The organism is Methylomonas sp. Uni0011 (assembly GCF_056850255.1).
Genome location: NZ_JBVVNO010000004.1, coordinates 185,035 through 200,361, shown reverse-complemented (window position 1 = coordinate 200,361; position 15,327 = coordinate 185,035). Strand labels below are relative to the sequence as shown.

Annotated in this window: 17 protein-coding genes and 1 other RNA gene; 14 read left to right on the top strand and 4 right to left on the bottom strand. The window is 55.7% G+C overall.

Annotated elements, in window-relative coordinates; translation table 11 throughout:
• Positions 1–9: 9 nt before the first annotated feature.
• Positions 10–2,199, bottom strand: coding sequence for an Rne/Rng family ribonuclease (locus AC0IM9_RS08180; protein ID WP_482803667.1), 2,190 nt, complete (start codon positions 2,197–2,199; stop codon positions 10–12).
• 419 nt (positions 2,200–2,618) lie between these two features.
• On the opposite strand from AC0IM9_RS08180, the gene rluC reads away from it, so the two are divergent.
• From rluC to AC0IM9_RS08140, 8 genes are all read left to right on the top strand, one after another.
• Complete coding sequence (gene rluC, locus AC0IM9_RS08175) at positions 2,619–3,578, top strand: 23S rRNA pseudouridine(955/2504/2580) synthase RluC (RefSeq protein WP_445371666.1); 960 nt, start codon at positions 2,619–2,621, stop codon at positions 3,576–3,578.
• Positions 3,562–4,209, top strand: a complete 648-nt coding sequence (locus AC0IM9_RS08170) for an HAD-IA family hydrolase (protein ID WP_445371665.1) — start codon at positions 3,562–3,564, stop codon at positions 4,207–4,209. The genes rluC and AC0IM9_RS08170 overlap by 17 nt, the downstream gene beginning before the upstream one ends.
• Before the next feature lie 9 nt (positions 4,210–4,218).
• A complete protein-coding gene (gene sppA / locus AC0IM9_RS08165) occupies positions 4,219–5,193 on the top strand; it encodes a signal peptide peptidase SppA (protein ID WP_445371664.1) in 975 nt (324 codons plus the stop codon).
• A gap of 92 nt (positions 5,194–5,285) precedes the next feature.
• Positions 5,286–5,382, top strand: an RNA gene (ffs, locus tag AC0IM9_RS08160) — signal recognition particle sRNA small type.
• 33 nt (positions 5,383–5,415) lie between these two features.
• Positions 5,416–7,047, top strand: coding sequence for a DNA polymerase III subunit gamma/tau (gene dnaX / locus AC0IM9_RS08155; protein ID WP_482803666.1), 1,632 nt, complete (start codon positions 5,416–5,418; stop codon positions 7,045–7,047).
• A 16-nt stretch (positions 7,048–7,063) separates the two neighbouring features.
• A complete protein-coding gene (locus tag AC0IM9_RS08150) occupies positions 7,064–7,387 on the top strand; it encodes a YbaB/EbfC family nucleoid-associated protein (RefSeq protein ID WP_140911407.1) in 324 nt (107 codons plus the stop codon).
• Positions 7,388–7,390: 3 nt separating this feature from the next.
• Positions 7,391–7,987, top strand: a complete 597-nt coding sequence (recR, locus tag AC0IM9_RS08145; protein ID WP_278210502.1) for a recombination mediator RecR — start codon at positions 7,391–7,393, stop codon at positions 7,985–7,987.
• 9 nt (positions 7,988–7,996) lie between these two features.
• Entirely contained in the window at positions 7,997–8,335 is a 339-nt protein-coding gene (locus tag AC0IM9_RS08140; protein ID WP_140911405.1) for a histidine triad nucleotide-binding protein, read from the top strand.
• A gap of 26 nt (positions 8,336–8,361) precedes the next feature.
• On the opposite strand, the gene rsgA is transcribed toward AC0IM9_RS08140, so the two are convergent.
• Positions 8,362–9,252 carry a ribosome small subunit-dependent GTPase A gene (gene rsgA / locus AC0IM9_RS08135; RefSeq protein ID WP_482803665.1) on the bottom strand — a complete coding sequence of 297 codons (891 nt, stop codon included), beginning with the start codon at positions 9,250–9,252 and terminating at the stop codon, positions 8,362–8,364.
• On the bottom strand, positions 9,252–10,502 hold the full coding sequence (locus AC0IM9_RS08130; protein WP_482803664.1) for a M48 family metallopeptidase: 1,251 nt from the start codon (positions 10,500–10,502) through the stop codon (positions 9,252–9,254). Before AC0IM9_RS08130 ends, rsgA begins: the two co-directional genes overlap by 1 nt.
• Before the next feature lie 89 nt (positions 10,503–10,591).
• Here AC0IM9_RS08130 and orn point away from each other — a divergent pair, with 89 nt between their 5' ends.
• From orn to AC0IM9_RS08110, 4 genes are all read left to right on the top strand, one after another.
• Positions 10,592–11,137, top strand: a complete 546-nt coding sequence (gene orn, locus AC0IM9_RS08125) for an oligoribonuclease (protein ID WP_482803663.1) — start codon at positions 10,592–10,594, stop codon at positions 11,135–11,137.
• Positions 11,137–11,844, top strand: coding sequence for a fluoride efflux transporter CrcB (crcB, locus tag AC0IM9_RS08120; protein ID WP_278210506.1), 708 nt, complete (start codon positions 11,137–11,139; stop codon positions 11,842–11,844). The genes orn and crcB overlap by 1 nt, the downstream gene beginning before the upstream one ends.
• Positions 11,845–11,885: 41 nt before the next feature.
• Entirely contained in the window at positions 11,886–13,157 is a 1,272-nt protein-coding gene (gene serS / locus AC0IM9_RS08115; protein ID WP_482803662.1) for a serine--tRNA ligase, read from the top strand.
• 159 nt (positions 13,158–13,316) lie between these two features.
• Positions 13,317–13,706, top strand: coding sequence for a group I truncated hemoglobin (locus AC0IM9_RS08110; protein WP_140911399.1), 390 nt, complete (start codon positions 13,317–13,319; stop codon positions 13,704–13,706).
• A gap of 80 nt (positions 13,707–13,786) precedes the next feature.
• Here the strand turns inward: AC0IM9_RS08110 and AC0IM9_RS08105 are convergent, their stop codons facing one another.
• Positions 13,787–14,188, bottom strand: a complete 402-nt coding sequence (locus AC0IM9_RS08105; RefSeq protein WP_482803661.1) for a DUF805 domain-containing protein — start codon at positions 14,186–14,188, stop codon at positions 13,787–13,789.
• A gap of 257 nt (positions 14,189–14,445) precedes the next feature.
• On the opposite strand from AC0IM9_RS08105, the gene AC0IM9_RS08100 reads away from it, so the two are divergent.
• Both AC0IM9_RS08100 and AC0IM9_RS08095 read left to right on the top strand, forming a co-directional pair.
• Complete coding sequence (locus tag AC0IM9_RS08100) at positions 14,446–14,715, top strand: hypothetical protein (RefSeq protein ID WP_482803660.1); 270 nt, start codon at positions 14,446–14,448, stop codon at positions 14,713–14,715.
• 169 nt (positions 14,716–14,884) lie between these two features.
• Complete coding sequence (locus AC0IM9_RS08095; protein WP_140911396.1) at positions 14,885–15,262, top strand: lipocalin family protein; 378 nt, start codon at positions 14,885–14,887, stop codon at positions 15,260–15,262.
• Positions 15,263–15,327: the final 65 nt, after the last annotated feature.

The following is a 15,327-nucleotide window of genomic DNA, read 5'->3' as shown; positions in this document are numbered from 1 at the left end:
AAGACCGTATCAGTCTTCGGCCGCGGTGCGGACTGGTTCGTAATCGCGCGGGGTCTCTGCCGGGCGCGGACTCCGTTCCGCATGGTCGCTGTCGGCGCTGCGGCTTGGGTTGCGGAATTCTCCGCGGTCGGCAGGTGCGGGTGTAGCGGATTCGGCGGTGTGTTGCTCGCCGTTTGCGCCGATACCATTCGGCTCGCTACGTTTTTCGGCGCCGTTGCGCGGTCCTCGGCGGCGACTACGGCTGCGGCGGCTGCGCTCCCGATCCGGCGTGCCTGAAGCTTTTTTTGCAGCGTTGTCTAGTCCCGAGTCTAGCTCGCCGGTCGCTGCCGGTTTGGCTTCGTCGCTTAGGTTTGCGACGGTGTCCTGGCCTGCTGTTGCCGCTGGAGCCGGGCGGCGATTGCCGTTACGGCGATTGTTGTTGCGGCCGGCGCCACGTTCACCGCGCTCACCACGGTCGCGGCGATTGTTGCGGCCGGGTTTGGCTTTATCTTCACCGCTTTTTTCGGCGGCTTCGGCGTTTTCGACGGTTTTACCGGCGCCGATCAGGCGTTGCCAGAAGCGCTGGATCAGGCTGGCCGAAGTTTTCTTACTTTGAACCGGGGCCGGCGAGTCAGGCAGAAACTCCTTGATTGCGGCTTTTTCGGTTTTCGGACCCAGTTGTTTGGCGAACTCCGGAACCGTGATGTCTTCTTCCTTGATCTGCAAATGGCTGGCCTTCTCTTCGCTGTCGCCGGTGGCTTTGATGCGCTCGATGTCGTAAGCCGGCGTTTCCAGGTGCTTGCTCGGCAACACGATGATGCCGACTTGCAGCCGGGACTCGATTTCCTGAATCGAGGCGCGTTTTTCGTTGAGCAGGAAGGTGGCGCAATCGATCGGCAAGTGAGCGATGACACGCTCGGTGCCTTTTTTCATCGCTTCTTCTTCGATCAAGCGCAGTACGGCCAGCGTGACCGATTCGACGTTACGGATCGTGCCTTGGCCTTTGCAGCGGGGGCAGGTCAACTGGGTCGAGTCGCCCAAAGACGGCCGCAAGCGCTGGCGCGACATTTCCATCAAGCCGAAGCGGGAGATGCGGCCGGTCTGAATGCGGGCGCGGTCGATTTTCAGCGCGTCGCGCAGCCGGTTTTCCACCTCGCGCTGGTTTTTGTTGGACATCATGTCGATGAAGTCGATCACGAACAGGCCGCCCAAGTCGCGCAAACGCAGTTGGCGGGCGATTTCGTCGGCGGCTTCCAGGTTGGTGTTGAGCGCGGTTTCTTCGATGTCGCTGCCTTTGGTGGCGCGGGCCGAGTTGATGTCGATCGAGGTCAACGCTTCGGTGTGGTCGATGACGATCGAGCCGCCGGATGGCAGTGAAACTTCGCGTTTGTAGGCCATCTCGATCTGGGTTTCGATCTGGTAGCGGCTGAACAACGGCACGCTATCCTGGTACAGTTTGGCCTTGTGCAGGTTGTGCGGCATCACCTGTTTCAGGAAGTTATGCACCAGCTTGTAGGCGCCTTCCTGGTCGATCAGGATTTCGTCGATGTCGCCGCGCAAATGATCGCGTAGGGCGCGGATGATGACGTTGCTTTCCTGGAAAATCAGGAATGGTGCCGTTTGTTCCTGGCTGGAGCGGTCTATCGCCTCCCATAGTTGCATCAGGTAGTTCAAATCCCATTGCAATTCTTCGACGTTTTTGTCGGAACCGGCGGTGCGGATGATCAGGCCCATGCTGTCCGGGATTTCCAGTGCCGCCATGGTTTCGCGCAATTCGCTGCGGTTTTCGCCTTCGATGCGGCGGGAGATGCCGCCGGCTTTGGGGTTGTTCGGCATCAGCACCAGATAGGTGCCGGCCAGACTGATGTAGGTCGTTAGCGCCGCGCCTTTGTTGCCGCGTTCTTCTTTTTCGATTTGAACGACGATTTCCTGGCCTTCGCGGATATTGCTTTTGCTGGAGCTTTTACCTTCCTGGCCGTCGCCGGTGCGGTATTCCGGGGCGATTTCCTTGAACGGCAGAAAGCCGTGTTTTTCGGCGCCGTAGTTGACGAAGGCGGCTTCGAGACTGGGTTCTACCCGGGTGATGATGCCTTTGTAAATATTGGATTTTTTTTGTTCTTTCGATGGAACTTCGATGTCGAAATCGTAAAGTTTCTGGCCATCTACCAATGCCACCCGCAGCTCTTCGGGCTGCGTGGCGTTGATAAGCATTCTTTTCATTTAATTATCCTTATTGTTCTGTGTATCCTAACTAGAGCGTGAACAGGTTTGGTTGTCGCGGATAAAGGCGGCGTGTTTCCCAATATGACTTTTAGTTGAGCGGCCGGACTGACTGAAAACTGCAATATCTTGTAGTTATTGTCGCAGTGGGTGTCGGCAATGCCGAGCGTGGCGCTTGAAAAGTGGGAGGTCTGTTGTACCGAACTCTACGCAAAGGATGCAGCTCGCTCATCATGGGTTGAGCGACAAAACCCGAGAAAATTCTTTATAAGTCTGGCGCGGCGGAACAGCGCTAAAACCATGGTTTTAAATTTTTATAATTAAAGTCTATCCAAAGATAAACCAGCCTAATATAGCAATGTTTATTCGGACCAGCAATTTTAAACATGGCTCGTGCATATGTTGCTATCATTTGCCGCATGAGTAGTGCATCAGACCCGACTAACCCGCAAGTCCAATGGCTGGAAATCACCGAGGCGAACAACGAACAACGGCTCGATAATTTTCTGATCTTTTATCTCAAAGGCGTACCGAAAACCCGAATTTACCGGATGGTCAGAAAGGGCGAAGTACGGGTCAACAAGGGTCGTACCGACGTCAGTTATAAACTGCAGATTGGCGACATCGTGCGCATCCCCCCAGTAAGGGTTGCGGACAAAAAAGACGAAGTCATCGTCCAGCCCACCTTGAAGTTCAGCCTGGAAAACCACATTCTCTACGAAGACGACGGCTTTATCGTACTGAACAAGCCGGCCGGATTTGCTGTGCATGGCGGCAGCGGCGTCAGTTCCGGCGTGATCGAGGGGTTGCGCCAAATTCGGCCGCAGCAGAAGTTTCTGGAGCTGGTGCATCGGCTGGATAAGGAGACTTCCGGCTGCTTGTTGATCGCGAAGAAGCGCTCGGTGCTAAAGGTGTTGCATGAACTTTTTCGCGGTGATGGCATTCAGAAGACCTATCTGGCTTTGCTGGCCGGGCAATTTCAGCGCAAAAAACAGGTGGTCGATGTGCCGCTGTTGAAGAATGTCGCCCAAGGCGGCGAGCGAATGGTGATAGTTAGCCAAGCGGGTAAGGCGGCCGAAACCTTGTTCACGCGGCTGAAGCAATACCAGGATGCCACGTTGGTGCATGCGGCGCCGAAGACCGGACGCACCCACCAAATTCGTGTGCATGCGGCGTGGTTGGGACATCCGATAGTCGCCGACGACCGCTACGGGGAAGACGAGACCAACAAAATGTTTAAAAAACGCGGCTACAAGCGGCTGTTTTTACATGCCGAACAACTGCAGTTTGCCCATCCTCTGACCGGTAAACCTTTACATTTCTTTGCGCCGCTGCCCAGCGATTTGCAGCAATTGATCGACCATGAAAAACCGCTTTGATTTAATCATTTTCGATTGGGACGGGACATTGATGGATTCGGTGGACTGGATAGTCCACTGCATTCAACAGGCGGCTGAGACTTGCGGCTGCGACGTGCCGTCGGCGCCGGCCATCAAGGATATTATCGGTTTAAGCATCGATAACGCGACTCTGCAATTGTTTCCCGGTGCGGATGCCGAAACAAGGCAACGGTTGGCCGCTGTTTACAGCGAGGCGTTTTTCTCGCGGCAGATCGGTCCGGCGGATTTGTTTCCGGGCGTTGCGAACATGTTGCAACGCCTGCGTACCGATGGCTTGCGCTTGGCGGTGGCTACTGGCAAGAAACGCGCTGGCCTGGATCAATCCCTGCGCGGCACCGGCGTAGCGGATTTGTTTTGCACTACCCGCAGCTCGGACCAGACCGCCTCGAAGCCCGACCCGTTGATGGTGACCGAAATTTTGGCCGAACTCGGAATCGACAAACAGCGGGCCTTGCTGGTCGGCGATTCCGCGCACGACATGCAAATGGCGCTGAATGCCGGTGTCGCGGCGGCGGCCGTCACATGCGGTGCTCACTCCAGAGAAACACTGCGGCAATACAATCCGCTGGTTTGTCTGGATTACCCGACGGATTTGCTTGAATTACTTTAGGAGGTCACGGTGGATACGAATCAACAGCATCCCGACAATTCAGACCAGAACGCTCCCGGTTGGGAAAAAGCGGTACTCGAGAAGCTGGCGTTCGCCGCAATTGCCGAGCAGAAAGCGGCGCGGCGCTGGGGCATTTTCTTCAAATTGCTGACTTTCGCCTATTTGTCGGTGGCGCTGGGTGTGGCTTTGTACCCGCAACTGAAACAAGAGGTTGAGACCGGGTCGGCGCAGCACGTGGCGATCGTCGACGTGTTGGGCCAGATCGCCGAGGGCGAAGGTGCGGCGGCCGATACCATCATCGAAGGCCTGCGCGATGCGGCAAAGGATAAAAATACCAAAGGCATCATTCTGAATATCAATTCGCCGGGCGGCAGCGCTGTGCAATCGGCTTACGTCTATGACGAAATCAGGCGTTTGAAAGCCCAGCATCCGCAATTGCCGATTTACTCCGTGGTTGGCGATATCTGCGCGTCGGGCGGGTATTACATTGCTTCCGCCAGCGACAAGATTTATGTCAACCAATCCAGCTTGATCGGCTCAATCGGTGTCGTGATGAATGGTTTTGGTTTCAGTAATGTGTTGGACAAATTGGGTGTGGAGCGGCGCTTATTGACTGCGGGGGAGCATAAGGCCATGCTCGATCCGTTCTCGCCGGTGAATGCGCAGGAAAGCAAGCACATGCAATCCCTGTTGAACCAAGTCCACCAGCAGTTTATCGAGGCAGTCAGAGCCGGACGCGGTGAGCGCTTGAAAGAGAGTCCGGAAATGTTTTCCGGATTGGTATGGTCAGGGCAGGAAGGCGTGAAATTGGGTTTGGCGGACGGCTTCGGCAGCATCGATTCGGTCGTGCGCGAGCAATTCGGCACTGAGGACACGGTCAATTTCACGCCGCACGAACGCTTGATCGATCGCTTGGCCGGCCGTTTCGGCGCCGCATTCGGTCACAGCATTGCTACTGCTCTGAACATTGGCGGCCTTCGCTAAGCAAAGTTTATGTTTCGCCGCTTGCCTAATCGCGGCGATTTAAGGATAATAGCCAGCTCTTCAGCCAGTCGCTGATGTTTTTATGGTTACTGTGTCGGTCCTCTCGCAACGATACGCTGTAAACCCCGCCAGGTCCGGAAGGAAGCAACGGTAGCAGCGGATTCGTGTGCCGGGATGCGGCTGGCGCAGTAGCCGCCCAATCTCCTGCCGCTTCCGTTGCTAATGGCTTATCAGGTTCTTGCCAGAAAATGGCGTCCCAGCAACTTCACTCAGCTCGTCGGCCAGGAGCACGTCAGCCAGTCTCTGATTCATGCGTTGCAACATCAGCGCTTGCATCATGCCTATCTGTTTACCGGCACCCGCGGCGTCGGCAAAACCACGGTCGCCAGAATCCTCGCCAAAGCGATCAACTGCGAAAATCTGCAAAACTTCAACCCTTGCGGCGCCTGCCCGGTCTGCCAGGCATTCGAACAAGGCCGGTTTATGGACTTGGTCGAAGTCGATGCCGCTTCCCGTACCAAGGTCGAAGATACCCGCGATCTGCTGGATAACGCCCAATACGCGCCGAACCAGGGCCGCTACAAGGTCTATCTGATCGACGAAGTGCACATGCTGTCCGGACACAGCTTCAATGCGTTGCTGAAAACGCTGGAAGAGCCGCCGCCGCACGTCAAGTTTCTGCTGGCGACCACCGATCCGCACAAGATTCCGATCACCGTGTTATCGCGCTGCCTGCAGTTCAACTTGAAACGGCTGACCCCGGAGCAAATCGACCGGCAGATGCAATTCATCCTCGGCGAGGAAAATATTGGATTCGAAGCCCAGGCTCTGAAAATGCTGGCGCGAGCGGCCGACGGCAGTTTGCGCGACGCCTTGAGCCTGCTGGACCAGGCCATCGTCTACGGTAGCGGTACGGTAACCGGCGAGGCTGTGCTGGGCATGCTCGGTGCCGTCGCCCAGCAGCCGGTCGACGACATTCTATTGGCCTTGGCAGCCGGCGACGCCCGCCAAGTGTTGGCCAAGGTCGCCGACGTGGCGCAACTGACGCCGGACTTCGCCGAGATTTTGCAGCAAATGTTGCGGGTATTGCATCGCGTTGCCGTATTGCAACAAGTGCCCGGCTTCGTCGACCAAGAATTCGACAAGCAGTTGCTGGACGAACTGGCGAACCGGTTAACCCCGGCGGACGTGCAGTTGTACTATCAGATCGGCTTGACCGGCCAACGCGACTTAGTGTTGGCGCCCAATCCGCGCAGCGGTTTCGAAATGACGCTATTGCGAATGCTGGCTTTTCGCCCGGCGGCGATGGAAAAGCCGACGCCGGTAACGGCCGCGCCAGTTCAAGCTCCGGTCGCGCCGAAAACGGCGGCCAGCGCCGAATCTTCGGTTGCAAGGTCGGCGCCGGTAGTCGAAGCAGTCGCCGAGCCGGTCGCGGAGAGAGCCCCGGCATCGCCGAAACCGATTCCGGCCGCAGAGCCCGGCAGCAGCTGGCGCGATATTATCGCCGCGCTGAACCTCAATGGCCGTACCCGCGAGTTAGCCAATAATTGCGTGCTGGACAGCATCGACGACACTAGTTGTCGCTTATTGTTGGACCCGGGATTTCACCAAGTCGGCAGCAGAGCCGAGGACAATCTGCGCTTGGCGTTGCAAAATTATTACGGTAAACCGTTGAAATTGGTTATCACCCAGCAGGCCGCAACGCAGATGACGCCGGCTCTGGAAATCCAAAAAGCTCGAGAAGACCGGCAACAGGCAGCGGTCGACACGATCAATGCCGATCCTAACGTACAGGCTTTAAAAGAAACGTTCGGCGCCAGAATTGTGCCTGGCAGCATCGAACCGCTGAATTGAATGGTTGGAGACAGAGATGAAAAACGCACTCGCGGGCATCATGCAGCAAGCCCAAAAAATGCAGGAAAATTTGAAAAAGGCCCAGGAAGAATTGGAAGCCATGGAAGTCCAGGGCGAATCCGGCGGCGGCTTGGTGACGATCATCATGACCGGTAAGCGCGAGGTCCGTAAAGTCAGCATCGATCCGTCCCTGGTCGGCGACGACAAAGACATGCTGGAAGATCTGGTGGCTGCGGCGATCAACGACGCGGTGCACAAGGTCGGCAAAATGAAGAAAGAGAAAATGGCCGACGTCACGGCCGGGATTCCGATTCCGCCCGGTTTCCAAATGCCGTTTTAAAATATGCAGAACCAGGGCTTGCTGAAAGAGTTGATTCAAAGCCTGTGTTGCTTGCCCGGCGTCGGGCCCAAATCGGCGCAGCGGATGGCTTTCCATTTGTTGCAGCGTAACCGCGAAGGCGGTTTGCAACTCGGCCAGATTCTGGAACGGGCGATCAAGCAAATCGGCCATTGCCGCGAGTGCCGGACCTTGACCGAAGCCGAGTTGTGCGAAGTCTGCGCCAACCCGCTACGCGACGCCGAAACCTTATGCGTGGTCGAGAGCCCGGCCGACGTTTGGGTGGTGGATCAGGCGACCACGTTCAAGGGTAAATATTTCGTGTTGCACGGTCGCCTTTCGCCGCTGGACGGCATTGGCCCGGACCAGCTCGGTTTCGATCTGCTCGAACAGCGTATGGCGTCCGGCCAGATCAAGGAAATCATTCTGGCGACCAATTCTACGGTGGAAGGGCAGGCTACCGCCCATTTCATTGCCGACGTCGCCGCCAAATTCGGCGTGCGGGCTACCCGCATCGCTCACGGCGTCCCGATGGGCGGCGAACTGGAGTTTATCGACAGCGGTACTTTGGCGCACGCGTTCAACGGCCGGCGCGAACTTTAAGGAGCGACTATGAGCGATTGTTTGTTTTGCAAAATGGTGGCCGGCGAAATCAAGCCGGATGTGGTTTTCGAAGACGATCGAGTTCTGGCGTTTCGCGACTTGCACCCGCAGGCGCCGCTGCACGTGCTGGTCATTCCGAAGCGGCACATCGCCACGTTAAACGAACTGGACGATGCCGGACTGGGCGGCCACTTGCTGCAAACCGCCGCGCAGATCGCCAAAGACCTTGGTTACGCCGACAGCGGCTATCGGACCGTATTTAATTGCAACGCCGACGGCGGCCAGACCGTGTTTCACCTGCACCTGCACCTGCTGGCCGGCCGGCCGATGCATTGGCCGCCAGGCTAATCGAGGTCATTCGGTTTCGAATAGGGTTAATTGCGGTTTGCTGGCGGCATTTTTTCCCGCAATTTCAAATAACGCTGGTAGCGGGTGGCGGATATTGCGCCGGATTCGACCGCGGCCCTGACGGCACAATCCTTGTCGCCGGCATGGCGGCAATCGTTGAATTTGCATTGACCAATGTAGGGCTGGAATTCCCGATAACCCCAGGCCAGCTGTGCTTCTGACAAGCCGGCCAAACCGAAGATGGCAACGCCGGGGCTGTCGATCAAATCGCCGCCGGCGGGCAGATGGTACAAAGTAGCCGCGGTCGTGGTGTGGCGGCCGTGGCGCGTCGTTGCCGACACGCTATTGGTCCGCAGCGTTCTATCCGGTATTAAAGCATTGGTCAGGGAGGATTTGCCGACGCCGGATTGGCCGGCGAACATTGCAGTTTGGCCGCGCAATACCTGTTTCAGTTCGTCAAGCCCGGATTGCTGTTTGGCACTGACCCGATGCAGCCGGTAGCCCAACGCCTCATAAATTTTCAGCTCTTCCAGAATCGGCGCACTACAGGGAATGTCGACCTTGTTGAAGACCAGTGCGGCGTCGATATTGCAGTTTTCACAGATAGCCAGATATTGGTCCAACAACAAGAAATCGCACTCGGGTTCGGCGGCAAATACGACAAAAATGGTATCCAGATTGGCGGCCACCGGTCGAACCTGGTCGCCGCGGCTGGGGCGTTGCAATACCGAGCGGCGCGGCAGGATTTGCTCGATGCGGCCTTGTTCCGGGCCGGATAAGGACAGCAGGACTTGGTCGCCGACGACGACGGTGTCCAGTTTGCGCAGGGTCTGGCACAACACGGTATGTTCCCCGACCTCGACGGCGATACCCTTGCCGAGGTGGGAAACGACCAAGCCTTGCTGCAGCTCGGTCATCAAGCGGACTGCATTTTTTCTTCGATGTGAGCGATGCGGATCGCAGCCGGCGGATGGCTGTAATGAAAGGCCGAGTACAACGGATCGGGCGTCAAGGTGCTGGCGTTTTCTTCGTAGAGTTTGACCAGGCCGCTGATCATCTTTTTACCTTGGGCGTTGCGGGTGGCGAAATCGTCGGCTTCGAATTCGAACTTGCGCTGGAAGTAGGCGCTGATCGGCTGCATGAAGGTGGTGAATACCGGCGACACCAGCATGAACAATAACAAGGCCGCGGCGTTGGAATGGGTACTGACGCCCAAGCCGTCGAAGAACCAATCCTGGGTAATCAGCCAGCCCAACACCGCAAAACTGACCAGTGTCATGACCGACGAGGCCGCCAACATTTTGATGGTGTGCTTGCATTTGAAATGGCCCAGTTCGTGCGCCAAAACCGCCTCCAACTCTTCTTCGTCCAGCGAATTGACCAAGGTATCGAAAAACACGATGCGCTTGTTGTTGCCCAAGCCGGTGAAATAGGCATTGCCGTGACCGGAACGGCGCGAACCGTCCATGATGAAAATGCCGTTACTGCTGAAGCCGCAACGTTCCAGCAAGCCTTGAATCCTTTGCTTTAACGAGCCTTCCTGCATCGGTTCGAATTTATTGAACAGCGGCGCGATCAGGGTCGGAAACAGCCAGCTCATCAACAACGAAAAACTCATCAGAATCGCCCAGGCATACAGCCACCACAGGCTGCCGATGCTGTCCATGACCCAGAGGATCAGCGCCAGAATTGGCAGGCCGATAATCAGCGTCAGGCCAAGGGACAATAGTTGGTCTTTGGCGAATTGCGCAATGGTGTTTTTGTTGAAACCGAATTTTTCTTCGATGACGAAGGTTTGGTACAAACTGAACGGGATCTCGACCACCGTCATCAGTAAAAAGATGCTGGCCATCGCCGCCAAATCGGCGGCCAGCGGCGACAGTTGGAAGGTGGACCAGAAGTCGAACACCAGACTGATGCCACCGCCCAGGGTCAAGGCCAGCAGAAATACCATGCCGACCACGCTGTCGACATCGTGCAACTTGCCCTTTTCAATGGTGTAGTCGGCGGCTTTTTGATGGGCGGCTAGGGTTACACGATCCTGAAACGCTGCGGGAACTTGGTCCCGGTGTTGCAAGACGTGGTGTTTTTGGCGTCTGGCAAGCCAGAATTGGGTGCCGTAGGAAAGGACGAAAGCTGCTAAAAATATGCCGGTAAACGTGTTCATCAAGCCAATTGGGGTGGGGTTAACAATTAGCGGTACAGATTAGCTAATGCTACAATCCGCCGCAACATTATTAATAACATAGAAACGCAATGACTCAAGATAAGGACAATCTGATCTGGATCGATTTGGAAATGACCGGCTTGGATCCCGATAACGATTTGATCATTGAAATCGCCACCGTGGTCACCGACAAGAATCTGAATATCCTCGCCGAAGGCCCGGTCATGGCGGTGCACCAGTCCGATGCGGCGCTGGCGGCGATGGACGAATGGAACCAGCAGCACCACGGCCAGTCCGGTTTGATCCAGCGGGTCCAGAATTCCGATATCGACGCCGCGGAAGCCGAACGCTGCACGCTGGATTTCCTGCAGCAATGGCTGCCGGCCAGAACCTCGCCGATGTGCGGCAACAGCATTTGCCAGGACCGGCGGTTTTTGTACCGTTACATGCCCAAACTGGAGGCGTTTTTCCACTACCGGAATCTGGACGTTTCCACCGTTAAGGAACTGGCCGCGCGTTGGGCGCCGCAGATTAAGGACGGATTCAATAAACAGGCTTCGCACAAGGCGCTCGACGACATCATCGAGTCGATCGATGAGCTGCGTTACTACCGGGAAACCTTCTTCAAGTTCTGATGCTGCAACTATTTGCCGTCGCGTTGGGCGGCGCCATTGGTTCCTTGTTGCGCTATCTGGCGTCCAGCGGCGTTTACCTGTGGCTCGGCCGCGGATTTCCGTACGGCACGCTTACGGTCAATCTGATCGGGTCGTTTCTGATCGGCTTAATGTCGGAAGCTTTGATTCTGCAACGCTTGGCCATTGCACTGGAATACCGCACGGCGATTTTGGCCGGCGTGATGGGCGGGTTAACCACGTTTTCCAGTTTTTCGTTGGAAACCTTCCACTTGCTCGAGCAAGGCCAAATCGGCAAGGCCGGATTGAATATCGCCGTCAGCGTCATCGGTTGCCTGCTGGCGGTCTGGGCCGGCCTGTCGTTGGGTAAGGGCTTATTTTTCTACGGCCAGGGTGCCGTGCGCATCGGCGATTGGCCTTATCCCTACGCGCTGACTGTGGTGAACGGCATCGGCGCCTTCCTGATCGGTATCGTCGCCACGATATTGCTGCATAAGCTCGAAATTTCCATCGAACACCGGGCTATTTTGGTAACGCTGCTGATCGGCGTATTCCTGACGCTGTCCGGTTTGTATTTGATTCTGTATCTGCTGGAAAGCGGACATTCGTTCGAATCGCATATCGACGCCATGCTAACGGTATTTCTCGGCAACCTTGTGTTCTGCGGCGGCGCATTGTGGTTCGGCTTGTGGCTGGGCAAGCAGGTATAACTGCCGTTTTTTCTCATCATTAATTCAGGAAAGCTGTAACCATGTTAGATCCCCGTTTGTTTAGAAGCGACCTGGACCTGGTCGTGCAGCAATTGCAACGCCGCGGTTTTCAATTCGATACTCAGGCTTATCAAGCTTTGGAAGACCGGCGCAAGGACGTACAGGTCAGAACTCAGGATTTGCAAAACGAACGCAATACCCGTTCCAAAGCTATCGGCCAGGCCAAAGCGAAGGGCGAGGATATTCAACCTTTGCTAGACCAAGTGGCCGATTTGGGCGATCAACTCAAGGCTGCCGAGTCGGAATTGAACGACATTCAGAATCAACTGAATGTCATGCTGGAAGGTATTCCCAACATCCTGGACGAATCGGTTCCGGCCGGCAAAAGCGATGCCGATAATGTCGAGATCAGCCGTTGGGGCGAGCCGCGCCAATTCGATTTCACGCCTAAGGACCATGTCGATCTGGGCGAGCCGTTGGGTATGAATTTCGAATTGGGTGCCAAAATCGCCAGCGCCCGTTTCGTGGTGCTGGCCGGCAAACTGGCCACCTTGCAACGCGCCATCATTCAACTGATGCTGGATACCCACGTCAACGAACACGGCTACCAGGAAACGTATGTACCGTTCATGGCTAATGCCGACAGTTTGCGCGGCACCGGCCAACTGCCGAAGTTCGAAGCCGACCTGTTTACCGTCAAAAACGATCCGACCTTTTACCTGATTCCGACCGCCGAAGTGCCGGTCACCAATATCGTCCGCGACGTCATCGTCGACGCCAAGCAGATGCCGTTGAAATTCGTCTGTCATTCGCCCTGTTTCCGCAGCGAAGCCGGTGCTTACGGCAGCGACGTGCGCGGCATGATCCGCCAGCACCAGTTCGAGAAAGTGGAGTTGGTGCAAATCACCACGCCGGAACAATCGGCTCAGGCCCATGAGGAACTGACCGCCCACGCCGAAAAAATCCTGCAAAAATTGAATCTGCCCTACCGTAAAGTATTGCTCTGCGCCGGCGATACCGGTTTCTCATCATCCAAAACCTACGATTTGGAAGTTTGGTTGCCCGGTCAGCAAAAATACCGGGAGATTTCGTCTTGCAGCAATTTCAAGGACTTCCAGGCCCGCCGCCTGCAAGCCCGCTGGCGCAATCCGGAAACCGGCAAGCCGGAGTTGGTACACACGCTAAACGGTTCCGGTCTGGCCGCCGGACGCGCCCTGATTGCGGTGATGGAAAACTATCAGAATGCCGACGGCTCGATCACCGTGCCGGAAGCCCTGCGACCTTACTTGGGCGGTCTCGAAAAGATTCAATAACTTACGATTAGTCCGGTCTTTAGGGGCGGCAAAATAGTTTGGAGGCGAAACTATCCTGGGTTATCATCCGCGCCGAGGTCGGTAACCCTGGCAAAATCAAAGGCTTGCCGAGTTAGCTCCGGCCTCGATAACAATCATAAAAATAGAGGAGGGGTAACCATGAGCGAAGCAAACGAAGTGCAAGGGCCATCTTTGTACGAAAGAATCGGCGGCGAGGCAGCAGTCAATGCCGCAGTTGATCTGTTTTACGGAAAAGTGTTGGACGATTACCGCATCAACCGTTTTTTCGATAAGACCGACATGCCAAAACAGGTCGAACATTTGAAGGCCTTTATGACGGTGGCATTCGGCGGACCCAACAATTACGCCGGCCGTTCCTTGCGCGACGGTCACGCCCGGCTGGTAAAAATGGGATTGAATGACTCGCACTATGATGCCGTCATGGAGCATCTGGGCGCGACGATGACCGAATTGAACGTTCCGCCGGAACTGATCGCCGAAGCGGCCGCCCTGGTGGAAAGTGTCAGAGGCGAAGTGCTGGGCAAATAAGCTGTTTGTCGCCATTGCCGCCACAAGGTTGTGGGTGGCGTGGCGGCGTCAATCCGAGTCTAAGTTCAGAAATACCCCGGCTATTGGCGTAGTACCAACACGGCTAACCACGGTATCAGCAACAAACCGCTTCCCAGCAGCCAAATTTTAGCGCTTGCGGCGGCGGGAGCCGGTTCCAGGCGATCTGCATCAGGATTGCTCGGGACGAAGCACAACACGAGCCCGATCAGCAACATCAGCGGCGGCGCGAATAAAAACCCCAATAATATCCCCCACGCCGACGAGCCGATGTCGCGGGCGCGTTTGATCATCGCTGTGGCGCCGAAAAGTCCCGAGGCGGCTGCCAACAGCCAATAGCCGCGTTCGGCCAGTCCCACCGGGAATTCCCCCAATTTCAGTTCCAACCCGTAAAGCATAAGTGCGGTATTAATCAGACAAGGCAGGCCCAGGGCAATGTATCGGGATCGGTCGTAGCGCAGCATGTTCGATGTTTTTCGGGAATATTCGCCAACAGGACTCGCGATTTTAACGGAATCCGCTTCGTCCGGCCGAACCGAATCTGATTTCCAGTGTCTTTCTGCCGTTGTTGCAGATGACGGGGAGGTCTATTCAAAAAGACTATCGTCGATATAAAAACTATCGATTTTATTTATTTGTAGAGCTTGTTCAGAATGTTTCCAAGCCGGAAAGCTCAGCTTCGAGCAAAACCGGCGATTCTAGTATTACCGGGAGAACAATCATGAAAATCACACAAATCATCAAAATAATGGCGATCACAATAGGCTTGTTTTCTGGCGCGGCGTGGTCTCACGGCGACCGAGGAATAGGCTCCGGACATATCAAATCTACGGCCGTGCAGGTTCTTTACGACGATCCTGCCTATAACCGCGGAATACACAGTTACCCTATGTTGGTGCCTTCGGTGCCGATCGCCGAGATAGACATGGTCTATGTCGATAAAGCCCATGGTCAGGCCATTTACAGCTATCCGACTAACTCGGATCGGTAGATAAGGGGGTTGAGTTTCGTCTGCTTCGGCGCCAGCGGCAGTGCGTCGGCCGATCCGGTTTTTGCGAGCGCGTGCTTCAACCAAACCCCCTAAAGGAATAAGGATACTTTCCGGAAAACTGAGCGTACAATCCTGACGCTCTATGTTTATCAAAAACGGGGAGAGCGACATGAAAAAATATTGGGCAGTGCTTTTATTGGCGATGGCCGGCCAGAGTTATGCCGACGTGCCGCTGCAATCCGGCGACGAAATTCAGGGTAGCTGGAAACTGGAGTACACCAAGAAATCGGCCAGCGCTCAGGATACGCTCAAGCGGGAAGATACGTGGGCGTTCAACGCCGGCAAGGTCACGATCACCCACATTCCGCGCGACGGCACTTATTACGACCAAGCGCCGGTCAATTACGAAGTGGAAAACGGCAAATTGAAAATTTCGCTATTGGGTAGGTCAGACAAATTCGACGTTTTTTCCTTGGTCGAAAAGGACGATAAAACGATGACGTTGAAGGGTAAATTTGGGGATATTTACCATTTCAATAAGAAGTGATCCTTTGAGTTGCCGGGGGCTTGCAAGCCAAAAGCCGCCCGGCAAGTCAGGTACATCGGAACGAC

What these genes read in the sequence shown, in the direction of transcription:
- AC0IM9_RS08110 (WP_140911399.1), top strand. Translation starts at nt 13,317, where the DNA reads ATGAGCGAAGCAAACGAAGTGCAAGGGCCATCTTTGTACGAAAGAATC.
- AC0IM9_RS08140 (WP_140911405.1), top strand. Translation starts at nt 7,997, where the DNA reads ATGAGCGATTGTTTGTTTTGCAAAATGGTGGCCGGCGAAATCAAGCCG.
- crcB (WP_278210506.1), top strand. Translation starts at nt 11,137, where the DNA reads ATGCTGCAACTATTTGCCGTCGCGTTGGGCGGCGCCATTGGTTCCTTG.
- AC0IM9_RS08150 (WP_140911407.1), top strand. Translation starts at nt 7,064, where the DNA reads ATGAAAAACGCACTCGCGGGCATCATGCAGCAAGCCCAAAAAATGCAG.
- AC0IM9_RS08130 (WP_482803664.1), bottom strand. Translation starts at nt 10,502, where the DNA reads ATGAACACGTTTACCGGCATATTTTTAGCAGCTTTCGTCCTTTCCTAC.
- rluC (WP_445371666.1), top strand. Translation starts at nt 2,619, where the DNA reads ATGAGTAGTGCATCAGACCCGACTAACCCGCAAGTCCAATGGCTGGAA.
- AC0IM9_RS08100 (WP_482803660.1), top strand. Translation starts at nt 14,446, where the DNA reads ATGAAAATCACACAAATCATCAAAATAATGGCGATCACAATAGGCTTG.
- recR (WP_278210502.1), top strand. Translation starts at nt 7,391, where the DNA reads ATGCAGAACCAGGGCTTGCTGAAAGAGTTGATTCAAAGCCTGTGTTGC.
- serS (WP_482803662.1), top strand. Translation starts at nt 11,886, where the DNA reads ATGTTAGATCCCCGTTTGTTTAGAAGCGACCTGGACCTGGTCGTGCAG.
- AC0IM9_RS08170 (WP_445371665.1), top strand. Translation starts at nt 3,562, where the DNA reads ATGAAAAACCGCTTTGATTTAATCATTTTCGATTGGGACGGGACATTG.
- rsgA (WP_482803665.1), bottom strand. Translation starts at nt 9,252, where the DNA reads ATGACCGAGCTGCAGCAAGGCTTGGTCGTTTCCCACCTCGGCAAGGGT.
- AC0IM9_RS08095 (WP_140911396.1), top strand. Translation starts at nt 14,885, where the DNA reads ATGAAAAAATATTGGGCAGTGCTTTTATTGGCGATGGCCGGCCAGAGT.
- AC0IM9_RS08180 (WP_482803667.1), bottom strand. Translation starts at nt 2,199, where the DNA reads ATGAAAAGAATGCTTATCAACGCCACGCAGCCCGAAGAGCTGCGGGTG.
- dnaX (WP_482803666.1), top strand. Translation starts at nt 5,416, where the DNA reads ATGGCTTATCAGGTTCTTGCCAGAAAATGGCGTCCCAGCAACTTCACT.
- orn (WP_482803663.1), top strand. Translation starts at nt 10,592, where the DNA reads ATGACTCAAGATAAGGACAATCTGATCTGGATCGATTTGGAAATGACC.
- AC0IM9_RS08105 (WP_482803661.1), bottom strand. Translation starts at nt 14,188, where the DNA reads ATGCTGCGCTACGACCGATCCCGATACATTGCCCTGGGCCTGCCTTGT.